Genomic DNA, 20,803 nt, shown 5'->3' on the forward strand with positions numbered 1-20,803 from the left:
TCAGTCCTCTCCCACGATCATGTAGTCGATCGTGGTGGTGGTGTTGTTGGTGCGGGTGACCCAGATCGTCAGGCCCTGGTCGGACACGCCCGTGAAACCGACTCCCTGGACCGTGGTCCCGGGAACGGCGGTGTTCGCGCTGACGAAGGCCTTGTAGGTGGTGCCTGCGACGCCAAGTCCGCTGACTGTGACGGACGTTGGGACGTTCGGTGTCGGGGTGATCGCCACCGTGCCGGTGCGGATGTTGCCGGCCCGCAGGACCCTCGCCACTCGCACTATGTCGAAGCCGACGAAGTACGCCTCGTCCCTTGTGAGCTGCAGACGGTTGCGGACGTTGGACCCGAGCAGGACGTCGACGTACTCGGTGGCCCACTCGCCATTGCCCATGGATGTACGCCAACGCCGTGTCCGGTTGTCGTCGACGTCGGGAGTTCCCGCGCCGCCGTTGAGACGCAGCACTGCGGTGCTTCCGGTGCCGGTGGCCTGAATGAACGCCTCGTTGGTTCCGTCCTGCGAGGTGAACACCAGGGAAGGCACGGGGTTCCTGATTGCAAGGAAGCTGTTGGAGTAGTCCGGATCGAGGAAAACCGACTGGTTGACGCCGTCGAGCGCGGTGAGCCGCTGCCCGGACAGGACGACGCGGCGGCCGGAGGCGGCGGTCTGGATCGTGGCGCCCGTGATGATCTTGCCGTTGATCGCTTCGGCATCCAGCTTCTCCGCCGTGATCGCACCGACCTTGATGTGCGTGGCTTCGATGGAGCCTGCGGCGATCTTCGTTGCGGTCACAGAGTTCACTGCGAGTTTGTCCGCGGTGACCGCGAGAGCGTTGAGCTTGTCGGTGGTGACTGCCAGAGAGGCGATCTTCTCCGCGGTGACGGCCAGGGCGAGGATCTTGTCCGCGGTGACGGCCCCCGTGACGATCTTCGGGGCTGTGATCGAGCCGTCCGCGATCTGCACGCCCGGCACGACCGGGCGCACGGCCGCGTTGTCGAACCAGGCATCGCCTGCGGTGACCTGCGCGACCTGGAGGCGGATGCTGGCCTGGGTCGTGTTGGCCGGCGCTGTAGTGGTGCTGGCCAGGCGTGCCCAGCCCTCGCGTATGGGGGTGCTGGTCCCGATGACGCCGTAGCCGAGGATGGTTCCGGCGGCGTCCTCCCAGCGCGCCATGATGTTGAGGGAGGCGCCGGCCCAGTCTGCGGAGAGGTAGTAGTCGACGGCCAGGTGGAGCTGGTCCCCGGCCAGGACGGGCAGCAGGGTGAGCGGCACGTCCCGGTAGGTGGCGACCGTCGAACGGCTGTCGACTTTGATGGATGCGGTGGAGCCGTTGCCCTTGGTTTTGTCCTGCGTCGCGTACGTGAGGCCCAGGAGCAGCGCCGCGGTGACCGAGCCCTCAAAGCTGGGGTCAGGTAGGACATTGGAGCCGCCGACGATCGTCAGTTTCTCCGCCGTGATTGATCCGGCCGCGATCTCCTGTGACGTCACGGAGTTCGCCGCGATCTCGCGGCCGGTGATGGCGTCCGCGGCCACCTTGCCCGCGATCACGGAGTCCGCGGCGAGCGCCGCGGCCGTGACCGAGCCCGTGACGAGGTTCGTCGAGTTGACGACGCCCGTGCGCAGGGACTCGATGGTGAAGCAGTCGACCTCCATTATGGAGGTGGCTGCCTTGCCGAAGTTCAGCCAGGCCGTCGGGCGCAGGTAGCGGACGTCCGCGTGCGTGGTGCCCGGTACGCGGGGGTCGTTCTGTGGGCCGGCCGGGGCGGTTGCGCCCGTGGCGGCCCGTCCTTGGATGTAGCCGACGTAGACCCGCCACCCGTCGGCCGTGGCAAGCGTGCCGCCGTTGGCGGCGGCGTAGTAGTGCATGCTCGTCGACGCAGCGCCAGCCCGGTTGACGAGCGTCACCCCGTCGTCGGCGATACCGACCGCCCCGAGGTAGACCGCGGCCGGACCCGTCGCGTCCTGCGCGGTCGCCCGCACGCGGATCATGACCCGGTACAGGGTGTCCGTGTCGTGGACGATGAGGGCTTTGCCTGCGAGCTGGGCGTCACCGGCCGCGGTGAGGAGTCCTCCGCCGGAGGGCGTACCGGTGGTGTCGGGGTTGATCGTCCAGGTGCCGGTGCCTGAGAGGCGTTCCCAGGCGGTGGCGTCGCGGAAGGTGTCGACGTAGCGCTGGGAAGAGCTGTCGGCGAGGGGGCCGGTGAGGGCATTGAGGCTGACCGAGCCGGCGGCGAGCGCGGTCTGGGTGACGGAGTTCTTGGCGAGCTTTTCGGCGAGAACCGCGCCGTCAGCCAGGGCAGCCGCCCCGACTGCGCCGAGCGCGATCTTCGCCTGGGTGACCGCGCTCTCGGCGAGCTTGACGTCCGTGATGATGCCGTCGATGAGGTCCTGCGGGACGGCTTGCCGGGCCTGTCCCTGCACAGCGGCCGACGGGTCGCCGTCGAGCGCCGCGGTGTTCTGCGCGACCAGGCGCACCCACATGACGTCGTACGTCGGAATGTGGACGGTCACCGACCCGCCGAGCGGTGCGGTGATGGTCGCGACCTGTGTGCTCAGGTCGGGGGTGTAGTCGGCCGCTGCGCCTACGTGGACCTGGACCTGGGCGAAGTCGCTGGGGGCCTCTTCAGCGTCATCCCACCGGCCATCCCAGGCGATCGACAGACCGGCCAGCTCCGAGGCGACGGTGGGGGCGGTCGGTGTCGGCGGCGGGATGGTGTTGACGGGGGCCAGGGCGACGCCGCCGTCGGGCTGGAGGCCGAAAGAGCCCCGATAGAGGCCCTCCTCGTCGTAGATGTCGAGGGACCCGCCCTCGATGGACGCGTTGTTGAGCTGGTTGCCGCGCTCAAGGGCTGCGAGCCGGTCCTCGATCTCCTTGAAGTAGCGGGCGAAGTCCTTCGATTTTTCCCGCGCGTTCAGGTTGAAGGACGTCACCCTCCCTCCCTCCACTGCCTGCGGCCGCCGGGTTGTCCGGGGCAGCGGGAGAGTGGAGGAGGGGGAGGGTTAGTGTCGCGCCCTGATCAGCCGTAGAAGTCGTCTCGGGTCAGGGACAGGACGGCAGTGCCGGCGGCCGGGTCGATCTCCTCGGAGACGATGCGATGCCAGAGGGCGAGTTCACCCATCCACGGGATCTCGACCTGGACGAGGATGCGATCCCCCAGAGCCCAGGAGCCGAGCGGCGCGTTGACGTGCTGCCTGATCGCGATGGAGGGGATCGTCAGCTCTTGTGCGTGCTTGGCGCGTTCCTTCTTGCCGTACTCGGTGAGCGTCTTGACGTTTGCCGTCGACTTGCGGGTGATGATCTTCGCGCGGCGCAGTCGGTTGTCGTTGGCGACGACCCGCACCCGCGGTGTCTTCGTACCGGTGCCCTTGCCCAGCACGTACACGTTGTTCGCGTAGTAATCGCCCTGGTAGGCCGGCGTGGCGATCTCAATAACGTTCTCGCCCTGTGCGAACCGTAGTTCGCTGCGGGCCTTGCCGAGCCGTTTGGTGCCCAGGTCGATATGGTGAAGGATCTTCTCCTTCGTGCCGTCCCAGTAGTGACGTTCGAGGTAGTCGGCTTTCGCGAGGTTCATGACCTCGGTGATGGTGCTGCCACAGTCGGGACTGTCCCACCACTGCAGTTGCCACGGATCTTTCCCGGAGGCCGCGCCGAGCTTGTACCCGGAATCGTGCTTGTCGAGGGTGAGACCGAGCTTGCCCATCTTGTAGTTCTGCAGGTGGGTCCAGATGTGCCGGACGATGTCATACGCGTCCCAGCGGGAACTGATGGTGTCGGCCGGACGCTTCGGCATCTTCTTCTTCGGGCTGGAGCCGTCGACGTAGCCGTCGTGATTCTTATCTTTTCCGTCGTATGCCCACTTCTTGGCGATTGTGGCGCCGGAGCGGATCGTCGCCCCCAGGTAGGGCATGCCGTTGGGGTAGGCGCTGTAGCCGACACACGAGACCTTCATCGCCTGTCCCTCGAATGACAGGTTGGAGACGAGGCCGCCCCACCGGATGTGCCCGTTGAACTCGGCGAACAGGGCGGTGGCCCACTCCGCCATCACCGGCAGTCCGTCAGGCTTCGCCATCAGCCGCAGGTACTCCGGATTGATCGTTCCTTGCATCGCGCCCGGACCCGACAGCTCCCGCTTTGGAGGGGACGTGGCCACGAACGGCACGTCCCAGTCAAGGAAGTCGTTCGTCAGGGCCCGCATGGCGATGTACCGCCAGGTCATCAGCCGCTCACCGGTTCCTGCGAGTAGGCCACATCGAGCGAGAGCACCGTGTACGCGTCCGCGCGCAGCACTCCGTTGACGCCGACAGCGCCGATGCCCTCGATGTCGATGTCGCGCATCTGGCCGCGATCTTCGGGGGCCAGGAGGAACTTGTGCCCGGCCTGTACGGAGACCCGGCCGGCCTGGGTCACCCCGTACGGCATGCCCATCCCGTGCTGATCGTTGAACGACACCCTCAGCTGCCCGCGGGCCTCGACCGCATCCGGGTGCAGAAGGCCCGTGAGGTGGACGTGGACAGATACGTGCGTCGCCCACTCCGGGACCTTCTCCGTCCAGGTCGCCCCGAGCGGGAATGCCTCCCACTCGTCTTTGATCGCGCCGACGTCGTCGGGGGATGTCCACGCTCCGGCGAGGTAGCGGCGGCCGCTCTGTGTGCGCGGCCGCGCGATCTGCCGCAGGTCCTTGACCATCCCGGAGGTGATGGCGCTTGTGCCCGCGGGCAGGTCGATGCGGGCCAGGGTGACCGCGGTGGAGTCAGGGTCGACGTCGAGGATGCTCGTCGTGCCCGCGGGGACGTCGGGGATCACCCGCGTGAAGACGTACGGGCCGATCTCCGGATCTTCCGGCGACGGCCAGGTCTCCCCGCCGTACGGGTCTTCCACCCGGGCGATGACCAGGTCCGAGCGGCCGCCGTCCGCACTGGTCGGCTCGATGCCCACCTGCTCGCCTGTCGGCATGCGCGCCGCGTACGCCTGGTTCCCGCCGCCCGCGGTCGAGTGCCGTTTCGCGACCATCGCGCCGGGGCCCACCTGCACCCCGTCCGCCGGGGCTTCGAGTGCGCTGACGACCAGGTCGGCCGGACCGACGATGCCCTCACCGCCGCTCGCCGCCACCTCGGCGATCAGCCGCAGCGTCTCCTCGGACGCCGCGGTGTTCTCCACGAACCAGGGAATGCCGTCCCACCCCATGAACCTCTCCAATCTCCGTACGTGAGGCAGAGGGTGGGCGGCTGCGGCGCCTAGTGTCGCCCGATCACCACCAGGCGAAGGCGTTGCGCCACTTGATCTCGACGCGCGGCCCGTCGAACCGGCCGGTGGAGGCGCTGGTGTACGCCAGGGCCGCCGTCCAGTACCCGGGCGGGAGGTACATCTCGGCCAGCCGTGGACTTGCCCGCGTGAGCTTGTCCGCGACGCTCTTGGACGACGAGCCTGCGGTGTGCAGGACGGTCCGCATCCACGGCCGCGGATCGATCGTCACGTACTCGTCCTGCGCGATCGGCATGGACAACTGGACCGCCCACAGGCCCGGCGTCAGCGTGACCTTCGGGTTCTTGCACGGCCCGTGGATCGTGATGACCGGGAAGGTGGGGACCTTGCCCCGCTGCTGGAACCTCACCGTCTTCTTCGACGGGGCGGACCCCCAGCCGGGCAGCGTCGGCCGACCAGGGCGCCCAGGCCGATTGCCCGGGGCGTAATCCCACATCTCCGCTGTCTGCTCCACGTCGTCGTAGAACCGGTCGTCGACCGCGAGGAAGTCGGCGACGACCGGGGTGTACCCCTGCTGCGACAACTGCGAGTCAGACACGGCGAACTTCCGTGGCCGTCCGTACAACCGACGTGTGCGGCCGCCGGTCGCGTGCAGCAGCCACGCCACCCGACTCGCCTTCTTCCGCAGCGCGTCGGCCCTCCACACCTGCCGCATCAGGTCCACGCCGTCAGCCGTCCGCAGCTCCGGACTCTCATCCCGCTTCGCGACGATCGCACGGAATGCCTCGATGTCGTCCCACTCGCCGACCCGCGCCCCCTGCCCCCAGGGACGCATGGGGTAATGCCGGTCGATAGCCCGGTCCACACCGTCAACACCGATCTCGAACGTGACCGTCGCGGTGCGCTGGTAGTCGCGGCCCAGACGGATGCCGTCTTCGCCCGGCATAGGCGCATCGCCCACGTCGGCCTCGCCGAACGTCGTGTCGGGCTTCTTCAGGCAGTACATGCCCGAGGCCTCCCGCCCGAACGTCAGCGCAGCGCCCGGCAGGTTGTCATAGGCGTAGTACCCGAGGTACCACTCGCCGTTCTTCACGGGGTGCCTCCCAGGCGGATACGACGCAGCTCAAACATGGCGTCCTCCAGTGCGGTGCCGGTGGACGCGACTGCGCCGATGTTCAGGTTGAGATCGCCGCCGACGAGCGCGGCGGCTGCGGCTGCGCCCGGGGACAGGGACGACTTCGTGCCGCTCTTGCGGACACTGCGGCTGAGGGAGACCGTGCCGTCGGCGAACTGCTGCATGGCGCGCCCGGGGTAGACGACCGTGCCGCCGAAGAAGTTGGCGACCCAGTCGAGAATGTCCTCGGACCGCTTGCGCTTGGAGGGTGCAAGGGGGATGTACGCCTCGCCCGGCGCGGTCTCCGGCTCCGCCCACAGCCGCATCTCCCCAGCTTTCGCGACCTGCGCGATGTGGTTCTCGGCGCCGTTGGCGAAGGCCTTCACACGGCCCGCGAGGCCCGCGCCGAAGCGGTTGATGCCGCCGTCGGCGAACTTCTTGATCCCGCCGTCCATGTTGTTCGAGACCACCGACGGCTTGCCGACGGTGTTGTACTTGACGGTGACGGTGACAGTCCGCCCGGTCAGGCCGTTGATCTTGCCCTGGATCGCCTGGACCTGGGCAATCGGCGTCTTGTTGGGCGCGGTGATCTTGACGGTCTTGCCGCCCTTGCCGACGTTCTCGATCTTGAAACCGAGATCGCGGAGCGCGCCCTGAGCGACCTTCGTGGGCGCCTTCACCTCGATGGACTTGCCCTTGGGAAGGGCAACTACCTTGGCCTGCACGTTCTTCAGGTCGCCGGCCGCCTGCTTGATGATCGCCTCGACCGTGACCTTCTTCTTGTTCGGGGCATTGGCGATGTCCGCGGCCAGAGCGCCGATGTCCACGCGGGCGGCGGAGGTCGGCGCCGTCACCGACACTTTCTTGCTGCCGGGGATCCGCTGCACGGTGAAGCCCAGCGCTTCGAGCTGTCCGCGGGCCTCAAGCGTGGGCGCCGTGATCTGAATGGACTTGCCCGGCTTGAGCGCTTCCAGCTTCCCCTTCAAGGCGAGGATCTGGGCCGTCGCCTCCGGGATGCCCTTCGCGGTGACGAGCGTGTTGATGGTGTCCGGGACGAAACCCATCTGATCGGCGAGTGCCGTCGCCTCCGCCTTGGGGATGCCCATGTCGGTGGCGAGCTGGATGGCCTTCGCGCGGGCCCGCTCCATCGCCTGCTGGCTCAAGTCCATCGCCTTGGACAGCGGCATGCCCTGCTCGGCGGCCTGCTGCGAGCTGGTGACCACGCCGAGCATCCCGTCGCGCAGCTCCTGGAGCTGCGAGTTCAGGCTCTGCCCATTCTTCGTCGTGGTGCGGACCAGCCCGTCAGCGCCAACGAGCGCCTTGCCCCACCCGTCAGCCTTCGCAATGTTCGACGCCATGGTGTCGTCGATCCGCAGCATCACCGCGTTGAGCTGAGCCTGCGCGTCGTGGAGCGACTGCGTGTTGCCGCTGAGAGCATCCAGCGCGCGCTTGAGGGCGTTGACCCGCTCGTCCGCAGACGCCGTCTTGTCGCCGAACGTCGTCACCGCGGCCTGCAGCTTCCCGTACGCCGACGTGCCGGTGGTGCCAGCGTTGTTGATGGCGTCCCCGAGTTCCTTGTGCTTCTTCTGGCTGTCCTCCAGCTCGCCCGTGACGGTGCCGATCGCGTCTTTCGCGCGGATCGCGGCCAGGCCCTCGTCGTCCCACGACTGCGAGGCGCCCTGAGCGGTCGTGATCCACATTTCGTGATCGTCCGCGGTCTGCTGGAGCTGCTTCTGCAGCGCCTCCAGCGACGTGCCCTGTCCGAGGTAGGCGTCCGTGAGCTCCCCGAGGCTGACGCCCGCCTTGCGGGCCGTGTCAACGAGCTTCCCCTTGCCGTCGGAGAGCTCCGTGTCCTGCAAAACAGCCGCGGCCTGCGCGCGGACGTTCGCGTCGATCGCCCCGCCGGACGCGACGAGCGCATCGGTCAGGGACTTCACGCGCTGCTGGTGCGCCTGGGTGGCGCGCGCCGCCGCTTCCTGTCGGGAGGCCAGGAGGCCGAGCCCGACGGTCACACCGATGAGGGCGATACCGAGCGGCCCGCCCAGGGCGGAGGTCATGCCGCCGATCGCACGGGAGGCAACCGAGTTGGCCGCGCGGACGCCCCGCAGTGCGCCGGTCAGGCGGTTGCCCTGGGTGGCCGCGGCTCCGTAGGCGAGGCCCATGCGCTGCCACATGCTGATCTGCGGGCCCATGACGCCGGGGCTCATGGTGCCGCGCATCGTGGTGCCGAGGGTGCGTACAGAGGTGCCCGCAACCATCACGGAGGTGCCGAAGCCTCGCATCATGCCCACGACGGCGGTGATCACCTTGAGGGCGAGCATCAGGCCCAGGAACGTCGCCAGAGCGGTGTTCGCCCCGGGGATGACGGCCCTGACACTGTTGAAGATCTGCAGCAGCCCGTTGAAGGTCATCAGAAGGACACCGAGGCCGGTCCCGGCCGCCGACAACTCACCGATCGCGGTGGCGATGTTGGAGATCACAGAGATGATCGCGGGCCCGACGGTCTCTCCGAGCATGCTGAAGAAAGTGCCGAGGGCTGGCATCAGTTCGACACGGATCTGCCGCACCAGGTCGGTGACGCCGCCGTCGCGCATCGACCGGCCGAGCCCCCGCATGAGGTCCCCGAACAACATGTTGACCTCGCGGAACGCGGGCGCAGCATCGGAAAAGAACTGCTCCATGGCCCGCTGGCCGGCGCCCGAGTTGGCCCATCGCTCGAACCTCAGCATGCTGCCCTCAAGCCCGTTGAGCAGCGCGTTGCCGGTGTCCATGGACGCCCGGCCGACGCCACCAATGCCCTTGATCAGGCTGCCGGTTGCCCGGCCGAGCTGCGCGGCCTTGTCGCCTGCGTGATCCAGGAACGTTGCGAGGCTGCCGGTCTCCCGGCCGGCCTGGACGGAGGCACGCATCCAGCGGGTGAGCCGCTCCCCGGCCGCACCGACCCGTTCGGTGAACGGACCGGACGCGACGAGGAAATCGACCGTGGTCCGGCCCATGTTCGCGAGGCTGTCGGTCAGATTGCCGACGACCCGGCTGTTGGTGCCCGCGATGGTCTTGAAATCCTTGCGGAACACGCCGCTCTGCATGAACTTCGCGCCGCGCTCCGTAAGGGAACCCATCTGCTCGGCGGAGTCACCGAGCGCGTCCTTCAGGAGCGGCAGGGTCGCATCCGCCAAAGGCTTGATGTTGTCAGCGACCTTGGAAAAGAACCGCTCGCTGATGGACACGCGGACCTTGGACCACGCGCCCTGAAGCTGAGAGACCGAGGTGACGGCCGTCTTCGCTGACTTCGACAGCTTCCCGAGCGCCTGGTCGAGCTTCTTCTGCTGGGCCTCGGTGACCTTGCCGTCGTCGCGGAGCATCTGCTGCGCCGCGAGGGACTGCTTCAGCGCCTCGCCGAATCCGGAGAACGCCAGCTTCGTGCCGATCGCCGCGGAGCCTGCCGCGGAGATCACTCCGGGGATCGCCCCCAGGACACCCACGGCCGGCGCGGCGGCCGACACCAGGGCGGTCAGCCCTGCGCCGTACTGCCCGATGAGGGCGACGGCGGGCTCCAGCACGGAGACGAGAGCGCCGATGCCGAGCATGCGGAGCTGACGGCGGCCGCCGCCCGGCATCCGCATGTGCACGGGCACGTTGACGGGGTTCCGGTCGGCCTCTCCCTGCGCGCCGGCGATGAGATTGCGCAGTCTGTTGAGGAGTCCACCAGCTCGGTTGCTGGCGCCGTCCCCTTCCGGCCGTACGGGCAGGTTCAGGTCGGTGTCGTCGATGCGCCGACGGATGCCGTCGAGCGTCGCCCGGAACCGGTCCTCGTCGATCTCGACGCGGACCTTCGCGGTGACGCCCTTGGATGCGTCCTTGACGACTTGCTTGAGGCGCCGCCGCAGCCCCTTGCCGTCGATCTCTGTCTTGATCTTGGCGGCCAGTCCTTCGGCGGCCGACTCGACTTCGATGCGGAGCTTGGCGGCGAAGCCTGCAAGGTCAGCCACGACCGGCACATCGAGGCGACCGGCCTGCAGACCGTCACCCACTTCGGATCATTCCTCTCTGCATGGCGGCCATGAGCATTTGCCGGTGGCCGGTCGTGCGGGGCGCCTGTTGCTCCGCGACGGCCTGCGGCGGCCCCGGGGGCATGCCGGGAGCGGTGCGCGACGTGGCGCCGGAGCGGGACGGGCGGACGACGGTGGTTGGCTCTTCACGCCGCTTGTCCGCGGCGAGGAGTCCGATTTCCTCCACGACGAGCGCCAGGAGTTCGAGGACCTTCGTCCAGCCGCCGAGCGGTGCTGAACGGACCCGGGAGTCGTCTGGCAGTCCGTCGATGTAGGAGGTCAGCCGACGGACTCCGAGGAACCCGGGCTGTCCGGGACGAAGCCAGACGCGTCGGGCGTCGATTCCGTGGAATCTGCTGAGGTCGGACTCGACGTCTGCGAATCGGTCTCTGAGGAGTCGACCGACTGAAAGAGTTTTCCCAGCTCAACCCCGTAGACCCGGGCCAGAGCGATCGTCAGGCGGACGTAGTCGGGCACGGACGGCTTTCGCGCGAGGAAGTCCTCGTTCTGGCCTTCGAGGAGGACCGCGTACGTCTTGCGGATTGCCTCAAGGAACTTCCGTGGCAGGGCGGGGCGGCGGAAGAGCGCATTGACGACTTCCTTGATCCCCGCGTCGCCGTCGGAGGAGTTGATGACGTCGCCTAGGAGACCGACCAAGTCGAGTTCGTCGGAGAGGATCGGGTCGAGAGCCGCGGCGGGCAGCTCTGCGGGGAAGATGAACTGTTCACCGTGGAACTTCACCGGGATGCCGTCGGGGTGCTGAATCTCGCGGCGCTCGGCGTCCAGATCGATGACGTACGAAGACATGGCCTGACCTCTTCAAGGGGTGTAGCTGGGTGCCGGATGTGGCAGCGCGCGGACAGTGGCAGCGCCGTTCGGCTTGCGTCGCGCCGTGCGGCCGCCCCGCCTGATCGAGGCGAGATAAGGCGCGGCCGCACGGGGGTCACGCGTAGGTGAAGCCGCCGGTCTTGGTGACGTCGCCGCCTGCGGAAACGACGACGACGTCTTTCGCGCCGGAGGTCCCGACCGGAGAGATCACGGACAGTTCGGTGTCGTTCTTGAGGATCAGACCGGCGCCGGTCGCGGTGCCGAACTTGACCGCGGTTACGCTGCCGAGGTCCGTGCCGGTGATCGTGACGGCGGTGCCGCCCGCGATCGGTCCCGTCGCCGGCGTGATGGTGGCGATCGTCGGTGCCGGGGGCTGGAACGCCGGGTCGTCAGTCAGCACGTACCAGGCATCCGTGTCGTCGCCGCCCTGGACGGCGAGGCGCAGCGGCAGGACGCTCTCCTTGGTCTTGGCGAGCTCCTTGGAAACGCCTTCCATCTGCATGGTGCGGGGGATGATGTATCTGTAGTGCTTGCCGCCGTCGATGACCTCGATGCATCCGGCGATCTCGGTGCGGCCGCCGATCCGGGGCGGGGCGAATCGGAAGTGCTTCCCGCCTCCCGCGGCCGGGGAGATGGCTGTGATGCTGCCCCCGCCGTACACCGCCTTGAAGTTGCGGACGGACCACTGCTGGAGGTCCACCTCGACGGTCGCGGCGTCGGTCGTCTGGAACGTGCGGGTGGGATAGGAGGACTGCGCACTGCGGACCTGCTCGAAGTTCGGTTCAGAGTTGAACTTCAGGCTGTCCTCGGTGAACAGGCCGACCGTGTACCAGCCCTCGGGCATGGCCACGGTGGCGTCGGCCGGGGCGACGGTCCCGACAGGAGCCAGCCACATGCGGCTGAGCTGAGGAATGAGAATCTCGCTGTTGTTCGTGGTCTCGCCAGCCATGGCAGGCTTCTCCTTGGTGTCCGGTGGTGGGGCTCGGACACCGTGGAGAGCCGGGATGGTTAACGTCGCGTCGTCACGGATGCACGGTGACGGACAGGTTCATGACCCACCTGGATTGACCGGAGACGAGCGGCGACCACACGAGCAGCCCGGACGGTTTGATCCCGCTGAGGACCGGCTGGCCGGCGACGTGGGGCGCCTCTCCGAGGTCCTGGGCGGCCCGGGCACAGCGCAGCAGGATCCGCCGCAGTTCGGCCTTGCCCGGCCAGCCGCCCGGGTCGCCATACGCTTCGAGCGTCACCTCCGGCGAGATGGCCCAGCTCATGTCCCGCAGGTCTCCGCCGGGGCCGTGGTCGAGACGCAGATGCGGCCAGGGCGCCTCTTCGATTCCGGACACACGGCCGGGGCCGCCGAGCGCGTCGGCGACCTCCGGGTGTGTCTGCAGCCAGGCGAGGAGCGCGGAGACGGGATCCGCGTCCGCCAGGGTGAGCTCGCTCATCAGACCTGGGTGGCGTAGCCCTGGCCGCGCAGCCGCTGGGCGTACTCCGGGGAGACGAGGAGCTTGGCGCCCGGCGGGTAGTCGGTGCCGTCGATGGTGTGGTGGTGCACCAGCGTGACCGTGACCGGCTCAACGTTGAGCGGCAAGGGCGGGCCGACGACGTCCGGGTCGGGGACCGCCTTGCGGGCGGGGCGGACCGGGGCGGTCTCGGGGAGGGCCTCGACGGATTCCTCCGCTGCGGCATCCGCAGCGGGCTTCTTGGGAGTGGAGTTCGTAGCCATGGCCCGTACTGTGGCTAAACACCGCGATAGTGTCGCCTGCTGCGTGATCGAGGGGAGACAGCGCGCATGGCTGGGAGATTCAGTGCGTGGTGGGCGGACACGCCGAAGCCGGTGAGATGGACGGTCTACACCGCCGTTCCGACAGGGGTCGGGGCACTCATCTTGGGCCTGGTGGGCGATTGGTACGGCTGGTGGAAGGACCGCGAGTTCCTGACAAACTTGCTGTCCAGCTTCACAGGCCTTCTGCTGGGCGTTCCGTTCGCCTTGGTCGTTCTCTCCCATCTGGGGGCCATTCAAGCCGACGCGGCCAACCGGCGAGCGGCTATCCATCGTGGTCGCGAGGCGGCACTCCAGTTCGTGGCGACCGTTCGTCAGGGTTTCGTCAACCCTGCTTCCTTGCAGCGGGAAGCCGACCTGATTCGTCTCCGGACGGAGAATTACAAGCTCAAGAAGCTTCTTCCATCTCACCTTGAGATCGCAGACGTGTTGGAAAAGGCGAGTGAGATCCGACGGCAATTCGATCTTCGCGAGCGGGCGATCGAGAGCACTTTTCGGCTGCGGAGTGGGTTGCGCGAGGGGTGGATCGCCCAGATTGCGCAGGACTGGGAACGGCTGGATCGCGATGTACGGCCCCGACTTGAGGAAGTAGGCGGACGTTGGATGAGCGCGGACGCTTACGCGGATCTGAGGAAAGCCGGAAAGCAGTTGGACAGTCTGAGCGCAACGCCGATGCGAGGTCTACGCCGAACTATGCAGGCCATCGACCAGGTCTCGTCACTCCCAAGACCTAGCGAGGCCAGCATCATGCGAACTGTGGAGACGCTACGCCAGGACACGGAGGTGACGCACGATGCAGTGCTGGCCCTCCTCGACGTCGTGCGCAACGTCGACCACGTCGACCGCATTGGAAGCTAACGGCGGGCCGCCACGATGGCGGCGGCACGCGACATGAAGTGAATGCCGTCGGCCCGCAGGTTGCCCGGGTAGACGGTTCCCACCTCGGCCTCAACAACCATGGGGGCTTGGGCCGACACAGTGACCGTGACCCGCTTCCCGGCGACGACCGGCTGGCCGGTGTTGATGTGCCGGGCGATGCCCTCGGGGTCCTTGTGCGCGCGGCAGCGGCAGTTCTTGAGGTTGGCGACGGCCCGGGAGCTCTCGTCGAGCGGTTCGAGCATGTACGTCGTGGGGCCGACGCCGCGGTGCACCATGTCCCAGCGCATGGAGTCGATCGCGAAGCGCAGGTTCCCGGGGACGCCCTGCCCGTTGGCGGAGACGTGGGTGGGGCGCACCTTGTCGTCGCCCATGGTCACCCATCGCTTGGTGGGCGGCGCCAAGCGCTTCGCCTCGATCTCGACCTGGTGGGCGATGCGCTGCACCGCGGGGGCGAGCATGCGGGCGAGCCGGGCCTCCAAGCCCTGCGCGGGTGTGAACTTCGGGCCAGCCATCACGCGGTTTCGGGCGGGTTGAGGGTGGCCGACGCCTGGACGTAGTCGACATCCGGGCAGCCAGGCACAGCGTGGTTACGTGTGCTCGACAGCGTCCAGGACCGGCCGGTCTCGTCGGAGACGGTGTCGCCCTCCTTGACCGGCCAGGCCTTGGGGTCGAGACGTACGGACCAGGATCCGTCTTCCTGCTCGATGACCGACCCGGGCCAGGCGCCGCGGGGGACAGGCTTCTGGCCCGGGTTCGGCGGCACGGGCACGCCGTTGGCGTCGCGTGCCCAGGGGTGGGCGAGGACATACACCGTGAGCCTGGCGTTCGGCAGCACAACGGCCATGGTCAGCAGCTTCCTTGTCAGCGGCCGCGGATCGAGGAGTACGGGAACGGTGCGCGAACGGGCCGGTTGAGGGGCTGGAACAGGCGCCGCTTCCACCGGGAGAGGCTGCTGAGCTCGGGCAGTGCGCCAGCCTGGCCGGTGGTCGGTGCGGACTCGTAGGAGATCGACTGTCCCTCCGCGCTGACGGAGGACACACGGCGTCCCTGGGAGCCGACACCGCCGGGGCGGAGCCGCTCGGACTCCGCGGCGTGTGTGGTCACGTACCGGACGACGGGGTCAACGGCGGCGCCGTCGAAACCGACGCGGAAGTCGACGTCGTAGGTGCCATTTCCGCGGTCGCGGTAGGCGGAGACCTGGACCAGGTCGTCGCCCTCGAACGGCCACGAGGCGGCGTCCTCAAGCCGGTCGTCCCGGCCCCAGTGAGGTGTCAGTGCGGTGCGGGTGACGAGTTGGGGGATGACGGGCTGACCCAGGTACCCGACGACGTCGGACTGCGCCTTGCGGATGGCGGTGAGCAGGTCGTCGCGCTGCTCGGCGGTGAGTGGGAGCGGCACTCCGAGTTCCTTGGCGACGGCTTCGGGGGAGGTGACGAGGCCCACCCCGAGGGGCAAGTCCAGACGTACGGACTCGTCTGTTACGGGCTGGGTTCCCGCACTCGGAGTGAAGGCGACGGTGGCCCAGTAGCGGCCGGGCTGCACATCAGGCAGAGCGAACCGGTACGCCCCGGGCCGCAGCCGGGCGCCTGGTCCGGCCCCGGCCACGAAGGTGCTGCGATCGGGACCGTCGTAGAGGGAGAGGCTGGTGACCTCACCACCGGCCAGCTCCGGATCGTAGTGGGCCCCGCCGTACATGGGCTCGTAGTCGAACGTCGACACCCCGGGCCCTACTTCTCGGTCGCGTCGGCTTGCGCGGCGGTGCGTTCGGCCTGTGCGTCCAGCCGTTCCCGGATCCGTGCGGCCACGTGCTCGGAGACCTGAGCGCCGGCGGGCTGCAGGAGTCGGTGGACGGGGTTGCTGTGCGGGCCCATGAACGTCCTCTCGACCAGGCGCACGGTGCACAGGAGGGTGGAGCCGTACGGGGTGACGGGGACGAACACCGCGTCGACGTCGGCCGGGGCCTCCTTGGTCGCGTCATCGATGATGACTTCGGCCAGGTTCTGCTCGTCGGGGATGACCTCGGTCGGGGATGCGTAGACGGGCATGGCAGGCGCGGCCGGGGGCTCGATGACGGGCGGCGGCTCAAGGGGGGCCGCGTCGGGGGTCTTCAGGGTGTTGTCGGTGGCGAGGACAGTTGTGTCGACCACCGCGGCGGCGATGTCTCCCTCCGCTGGAGCGACGGTCTCGGCCGCGGTGCCGGTGCCCGCCCCGACGGGTGCCTCCCTGGTCGCTTCGATGGTTGTCTGCGTGGCAGTCTCGGCGTCCGCGGACTTTGAGGCGGCGGTCTTACGGGCTCGGGTGGTGGCCATGAGTGACTCTCCCTCTCAGGGGTGTTGTCCGGACGGCGCGCACCTTGCACGGCCACCGTCGTTTGTGTCGCGCCGTGTTGATCCGGGACGGCAGGAGGCTCCGGGCCCTTCACGCTGGAGGCTTCCTGCCGTCACGGGTCAGGCGTAGACGAACCCTGCGGTCTTCGTGACGTTGCCGGTGTCGGCCGCGATGACGACGTTGACCGTGCTGGCTGCGACCGCGGGTGTCTTGACCCTCAGCTCGGTGGCCGAGACGACCTTGAGTTCGGTGCCGGCCGCAGCGCCGAAGTTGACGGCGGTGACACCGTCGAGACCGGTGCCCTTGATGGTGACGACGGCGCCGCCCACGACCGGACCGGTGGCCGGAGAGACGGAGGTGATGGTCGCCACGGTGTAAAGACGGTCGATTTCCGACTGGGGGACGATGGAGCCGACCTGGTAGAGCAGGTGATGACGGGACCCTTCCGGCCGGCCGTCACCGGGCCCGTAGGCCTTGGTCTCGTAGACGTCTTCCGTGACGCGCATCAGCGGGTCACTGACCGCGACGGCGGGGAACGCCGCCTTCTTGATGCGGGTGTTGTTCTTCTTGTAGAGGCCCATGGGGTGGGTGTCCTTCCTGGCTTGTGAGTCGCGGAAGGATGGGCCTGCGGGACAGCTAGTGTCGCGCCGCCCTCAGGCCAAGATCGTTCTTGCCCAATTGGGCAAGAACGATCTTGAAGGCGTCCGGGAGGGCTACGGCCGTCCACTGCCGTACTGCTTGCCGGGGCGGCGGCGCCGCTCGTCCTGTGCGCGCTGCAAATCGCTCCACCGGTGGGGGCCTTGCTTCTTCTGCAGGTGCTTGATGTTGTTCGCTGCGATGCCGACCTTCTGTGGCCCCAGCACCGAGACCAGGCAGCCCTCTTCACCGCGGGACGCGTATCCGGCCTCGGCGAGGGACTCCTCGTCGGGAAAGATGTCGACGTGCCGCTCGATGGTCACGTCGACGAGGTGGTCCTCACGGCCGCCGAGGGAGTACACCCACTTGAAGTTCGTGGGCGGGTCCGGTTCGACAACCTCGCGGAACAGAGAAACGCTCTTGGTGTACGCGTAGAAGCGGACGCCCGGCGCGGCCCGCATGACGCGCATCCAGGCGCGGATGTACTCCGCACTGAAGAAGTCACCGGCGTCGTGACAGCGGACCCAGCGGTCTTGATAGCGCTGGTGCTGGAGTTCGGTGGTCATCTGGGCTTCCCAGCCGGGCAGGTCGTCGAGCACCATCATCAGGTTCGCCTCGTGCCGGGCTTTCACCCCAGGGAAGCGGTAGGCGCCCTGACGCGCATAACAAAGCTGCGCGCAGACCCCGGCCGAGGGACACGTGTTGTAGTTGCGGCCGTCGGGCAGGGTCCCGGCCCACGCCGGGATCGACCAGTTGTAGATCCCTTGCCGCCGCATGTCTGTGTTCTGGGTGAGTAGCCACCGTGGTTTGTCAGTCATGGGCCGGACCGTGGATTTACGGAGAGGCTTGCGTCGCGTTCAGAGGATCCGCAGGTCGTCCCAGCCGTCGGGACCGACGCTGAACGTGAGCAGACCCGAGGTCGACACCTCACCGGAGCGCACCGCGTACCAGTCCGACCCGTTGTCGAGTGTGGGCGCCTGAATCCACAGCCGACCGTTGCCCATCTGTTGGGCGCGGAAGTGGTGGTAGTGCCCCGTGATCAGGATGTCGGCGTCCGCCACGGGCTGGCGGCCGAACGTCTGCCCCCTCCACCAGTCGGCCGCCTTGTCCGGCCGCGGGTACTGGTGCCCGTGTGACAGGCCCACGATGTGCCCGGCGACGTCCAGCGACACTGAGTCCCTCCACCGCTCCGGCATCACGAACGAGACGTGCCCGTACGCGTCCTGATTGCGGGCGTAGGCGTCGGCGATCTGTGACATGACCTCGATGCCCCAGTCGTCGACCGGCGGTCCTACAGCGTCCTTCCCGCGGCGCACGCGCGCGTGGTTGCTGCCGCAGGTCGCTGCGACGACACGGCCGAACTTCGCGGCGAGCCGGTCCAGGCCCTCGAACGTCACACGACGGTGCACACGCACCATCTCCGTCAGGGTCAGATCGTTCGTGAACGCCTGCTGCGCCGTGTTCTCGAATCCCTCGACACAGTCCCCGGCGTCGGCCCAGTAGGCGACGGACGGGCCGCGGCCGATCGCCTTGAGGTCGCGGATGTGGTCGTCGAGCCGGTCGAACCGCTCGGCGATCCGGGCGATGAGTTCCGGGGTGCCTCCATCGCGGCCGACCTTTCCTGCCTGAGCGTCCGCGTAGACGACGACCAGGGCGCGCTCGACGGTGTCGAAGGCCGGGCGGGGCTTGCGGCGGCGCCGCATCGCATCCCGTACGAGGGCGTCGACGTCGCTGACGGACAGCCATGCGGCTTCGGCCGGTTCGATGACGAACCGGCAGCGCCACACCCCGCGGGTGACGGCGTCGTCCCCCTGGCTGTCGCGGTGCCATGCGGCCGGGTCGTGCTTTGCCTCGACCAGGCGGACCCGGAATCCGTCGGGGACGGCCAGGCCCATCTCCTCGACGCGCTCACGCCAGTCCTTCTCTCCCTCTCCGGTGGGCGACTTGCCGACGGGCGGCGCAGTGACAACCATCGTCCCGCCGGGCTCGAAGCGCACGCCGCTCTCCCAGCCGCGGGGAGTTGCCGGGTAGGCGCGCTGTGCCTGGGCGGGCTCGCTCTGTGGGTTAGAGGCCGGCTCAAGAAGCGCCTGCAGATCGCTGTTCAGCGTCATCGGGAGCACCGGCATCCGTTGGGCTGTCCGCGCCGCCGGTGACGGGCAACGGTGTAGGACGTGATCGGATCGCCGTGGAGGCTGAGGGTTTCCGCGATCAGAACCGCAGACACGGTCGTCATGTCGAGTACCGCGTGCAGCGTTGCGGCCACGTCGGCATCCGCGTTGTCCAGAAGGGTGCCGACACTGCAGCGGGGCCCCCTGTGAGCGGCGGGCGTGCTGGTGAGCGCGTCCAAAGCTGCCGCGAGTCCAATGAGTTGCTTCTCGATCACGAGGGGCCTCCGTCGTCGTGATGGTGCTACGTGGGAGGGGGTGCACCCAGCGCGGGTACACCCCCTCACTGCGGCGGGGATCAGGGAGTCGGGTCGGTCCACGAACCGATGACGAACGACTCAGGACGCGGGATTTCCAGCGCGAGCCTTTCGTCCGCTCTGAAAGTGATCAAGCCCTTCTCATAGTTGTCGGCGTTCTCGGACGAGACGGTGACGGAGACCGACTCGCGGTCGTGCAGCTGCGCGCCCAAGCCGAACGCGCCGATCAGGAAGTCGCCGTCAGACATCGCGGTCGTCTCGACGACGTTCAACCTCCAGACCTTTTTTTCGGCGCCGATGGCGACAGCGATGGCGACGCGGAAGGCGCCGTTCCGGTCCTCCTCGACCTCGACGTGCTCCCACATCGTGGGCGAAAGGACGATGCCGGTCGGGGAGTACTCGGCCAGGAGTGCCTTCGTGATGGCGCGCCGGATCTGCACGGAGTACTGGTCGGTGGCGAGCCCGTCGTACTGCTGGACGCCCGGGGTGTTGTAGATGCCGGTGAGGGACTGCCCGTCGCCGACACTGTGGAGGAGATCCCAGTCCTCGGAGTACTTGACGCCTTCGACCATCCTCGTGTTGATGAACGTCTTGAGGCGCGGCTCGTCGGCCAGGATGTTCTTGTGGGAATCGAGCAGGTGGGCTACCTCTGCGACCGGGTACATCACCGGCGTAAGGGTCAGCTTCGACCGCGGGGCCCGGCCCCAGGTGTCGGTGTCCGCGCCGGTCGCCGGGCTCGTGCCGTCGGCCGCGTACCGCTCCTTGACCTGCCTGGCGTTGTTCGTCCAGCCGGTCTCACGGGCGCCGTAGAGGACGGCCTGCTTGGTCGAGGATTTCGGGAAGAGATCCCTGATGTGGAACTTGCGGAACGGCCGCTCGGCGATGCCCAAGTTCTGCGCGCTGCCGAGGACCTGGTGAGTGACCTGACCCGCGGACAGGGAGAAGATGCTCTTCCCCTCTATGTCGGCGCGGATGTACGGCTTGTCGCGGAAGCCCGCGCCGGTCGCGGCCTGGAAGCCACTGGACTCAACGAACAGGTCACCGAGGGACTTCTCCTCGATGCCCGGACGCTGCCCGTAGTGGGAGGCCGCGGCCGGCGTCCCCTCGGGGGCTTCGAGGTACTGCTTCACCTCGAAGAGGCCCTGCTCGGCGTCGATGAGTGACTTGATCTCCTGCGCCTCGGTGGAGACCTTGCGGAAGGCCTTCGCCTGGTCGCTGGAGACGACGAACTGGCCGCCGGACTCGACGGTGAACGTGGCGCCGATGCGTTCGGCCTCGGATGACTTCTCCTGAAGGAGGCCCTGGAGTTCCTTGATACGTGTGGTGGTGGCGGGCATTGCTGCTGCTCTCCCTGATGCTGGGTGCGGTGGACGTGGTGCGTCGCTCCGCCCGGCCAGCACCGGGACGCCTCAACGCTGAGGCGGGATGAAAGAGGGAGAGAGTGGCTAACGTCGCGCGCTGCCCGCTCCAGACATCAAGAGCGGGCAGCGCATAGGGTTTGACCTGCTGTTTTGTTATCGATGGCGCGGAGGGTCCGCGCGCGGCGCAGGGTCTGGGTGCCGCA

General features: G+C 68.1%; 19 protein-coding genes. 1 reads left to right on the forward strand and 18 read right to left on the reverse strand.

Features of this window, described 5'->3' with window-relative positions:
- From ACFWXQ_RS34625 to ACFWXQ_RS34665, 9 genes are all read right to left on the reverse strand, one after another.
- Positions 1-2,925 (reverse strand): hypothetical protein, encoded by a 2,925-nt coding sequence (locus ACFWXQ_RS34625; RefSeq protein WP_383943412.1) that lies wholly within the window; start codon positions 2,923-2,925, stop codon positions 1-3.
- 86 nt (positions 2,926-3,011) lie between these two features.
- Positions 3,012-4,211 (reverse strand): hypothetical protein, encoded by a 1,200-nt coding sequence (locus tag ACFWXQ_RS34630; RefSeq protein ID WP_383943410.1) that lies wholly within the window; start codon positions 4,209-4,211, stop codon positions 3,012-3,014.
- Entirely contained in the window at positions 4,211-5,179 is a 969-nt protein-coding gene (locus ACFWXQ_RS34635) for a hypothetical protein (protein WP_383943407.1), read from the reverse strand. Before ACFWXQ_RS34635 ends, ACFWXQ_RS34630 begins: the two co-directional genes overlap by 1 nt.
- A gap of 64 nt (positions 5,180-5,243) precedes the next feature.
- On the reverse strand, positions 5,244-6,290 hold the full coding sequence (locus ACFWXQ_RS34640) for a hypothetical protein (protein WP_383943404.1): 1,047 nt from the start codon (positions 6,288-6,290) through the stop codon (positions 5,244-5,246).
- Positions 6,287-10,300, reverse strand: coding sequence for a hypothetical protein (locus ACFWXQ_RS34645; protein WP_383943401.1), 4,014 nt, complete (start codon positions 10,298-10,300; stop codon positions 6,287-6,289). Before ACFWXQ_RS34645 ends, ACFWXQ_RS34640 begins: the two co-directional genes overlap by 4 nt.
- Positions 10,301-10,639: 339 nt before the next feature.
- The gene (locus ACFWXQ_RS34650) at positions 10,640-11,167 is read right to left on the reverse strand and encodes a hypothetical protein (protein WP_383943398.1); all 528 of its coding nucleotides are present in this window, start codon (positions 11,165-11,167) and stop codon (positions 10,640-10,642) included.
- 136 nt (positions 11,168-11,303) lie between these two features.
- Entirely contained in the window at positions 11,304-12,137 is an 834-nt protein-coding gene (locus ACFWXQ_RS34655; RefSeq protein ID WP_383943395.1) for an IPT/TIG domain-containing protein, read from the reverse strand.
- 73 nt (positions 12,138-12,210) lie between these two features.
- Positions 12,211-12,636 (reverse strand): hypothetical protein, encoded by a 426-nt coding sequence (locus ACFWXQ_RS34660; protein ID WP_383943393.1) that lies wholly within the window; start codon positions 12,634-12,636, stop codon positions 12,211-12,213.
- Positions 12,636-12,917, reverse strand: coding sequence for a hypothetical protein (locus tag ACFWXQ_RS34665; protein WP_383943390.1), 282 nt, complete (start codon positions 12,915-12,917; stop codon positions 12,636-12,638). The genes ACFWXQ_RS34660 and ACFWXQ_RS34665 overlap by 1 nt, the downstream gene beginning before the upstream one ends.
- 66 nt (positions 12,918-12,983) lie before the next feature.
- Between ACFWXQ_RS34665 and ACFWXQ_RS34670 the strand changes: the two genes are divergently transcribed.
- Entirely contained in the window at positions 12,984-13,832 is an 849-nt protein-coding gene (locus tag ACFWXQ_RS34670; protein ID WP_383943387.1) for a hypothetical protein, read from the forward strand.
- Here the strand turns inward: ACFWXQ_RS34670 and ACFWXQ_RS34675 are convergent.
- The 9 genes from ACFWXQ_RS34675 to ACFWXQ_RS34715 form a co-directional block, all read right to left on the reverse strand.
- Positions 13,829-14,365 (reverse strand): hypothetical protein, encoded by a 537-nt coding sequence (locus ACFWXQ_RS34675; RefSeq protein WP_383943384.1) that lies wholly within the window; start codon positions 14,363-14,365, stop codon positions 13,829-13,831. The two genes, ACFWXQ_RS34670 and ACFWXQ_RS34675, sit on opposite strands and share 4 nt — an antisense overlap.
- Positions 14,365-14,697: a hypothetical protein gene (locus ACFWXQ_RS34680; protein ID WP_383943381.1), complete on the reverse strand. Its 333-nt coding sequence runs from the start codon at positions 14,695-14,697 to the stop codon at positions 14,365-14,367. The genes ACFWXQ_RS34675 and ACFWXQ_RS34680 overlap by 1 nt, the downstream gene beginning before the upstream one ends.
- A 17-nt stretch (positions 14,698-14,714) precedes the next feature.
- On the reverse strand, positions 14,715-15,572 hold the full coding sequence (locus ACFWXQ_RS34685) for a hypothetical protein (protein ID WP_383943378.1): 858 nt from the start codon (positions 15,570-15,572) through the stop codon (positions 14,715-14,717).
- 8 nt (positions 15,573-15,580) lie between these two features.
- Positions 15,581-16,162 carry a hypothetical protein gene (locus ACFWXQ_RS34690; RefSeq protein WP_383943374.1) on the reverse strand — a complete coding sequence of 194 codons (582 nt, stop codon included), beginning with the start codon at positions 16,160-16,162 and terminating at the stop codon, positions 15,581-15,583.
- A gap of 138 nt (positions 16,163-16,300) precedes the next feature.
- Positions 16,301-16,762, reverse strand: coding sequence for an IPT/TIG domain-containing protein (locus tag ACFWXQ_RS34695; protein WP_383943372.1), 462 nt, complete (start codon positions 16,760-16,762; stop codon positions 16,301-16,303).
- 132 nt (positions 16,763-16,894) lie between these two features.
- Positions 16,895-17,635 carry a hypothetical protein gene (locus ACFWXQ_RS34700; protein ID WP_383943369.1) on the reverse strand — a complete coding sequence of 247 codons (741 nt, stop codon included), beginning with the start codon at positions 17,633-17,635 and terminating at the stop codon, positions 16,895-16,897.
- Positions 17,636-17,674: 39 nt separating this feature from the next.
- Positions 17,675-18,928 carry a hypothetical protein gene (locus ACFWXQ_RS34705; RefSeq protein ID WP_383943366.1) on the reverse strand — a complete coding sequence of 418 codons (1,254 nt, stop codon included), beginning with the start codon at positions 18,926-18,928 and terminating at the stop codon, positions 17,675-17,677.
- Positions 18,925-19,200 (reverse strand): hypothetical protein, encoded by a 276-nt coding sequence (locus ACFWXQ_RS34710; protein ID WP_383943363.1) that lies wholly within the window; start codon positions 19,198-19,200, stop codon positions 18,925-18,927. The genes ACFWXQ_RS34705 and ACFWXQ_RS34710 overlap by 4 nt, the downstream gene beginning before the upstream one ends.
- Positions 19,201-19,280: 80 nt before the next feature.
- Positions 19,281-20,576: a phage major capsid protein gene (locus ACFWXQ_RS34715; RefSeq protein ID WP_383943360.1), complete on the reverse strand. Its 1,296-nt coding sequence runs from the start codon at positions 20,574-20,576 to the stop codon at positions 19,281-19,283.
- Positions 20,577-20,803 lie beyond the last annotated feature (227 nt).

The sequence above is a fragment of the Streptomyces sp. NPDC058697 genome (assembly GCF_042715345.1).
GTDB classification, from domain to species: domain Bacteria; phylum Actinomycetota; class Actinomycetes; order Streptomycetales; family Streptomycetaceae; genus Streptomyces; species Streptomyces liliifuscus.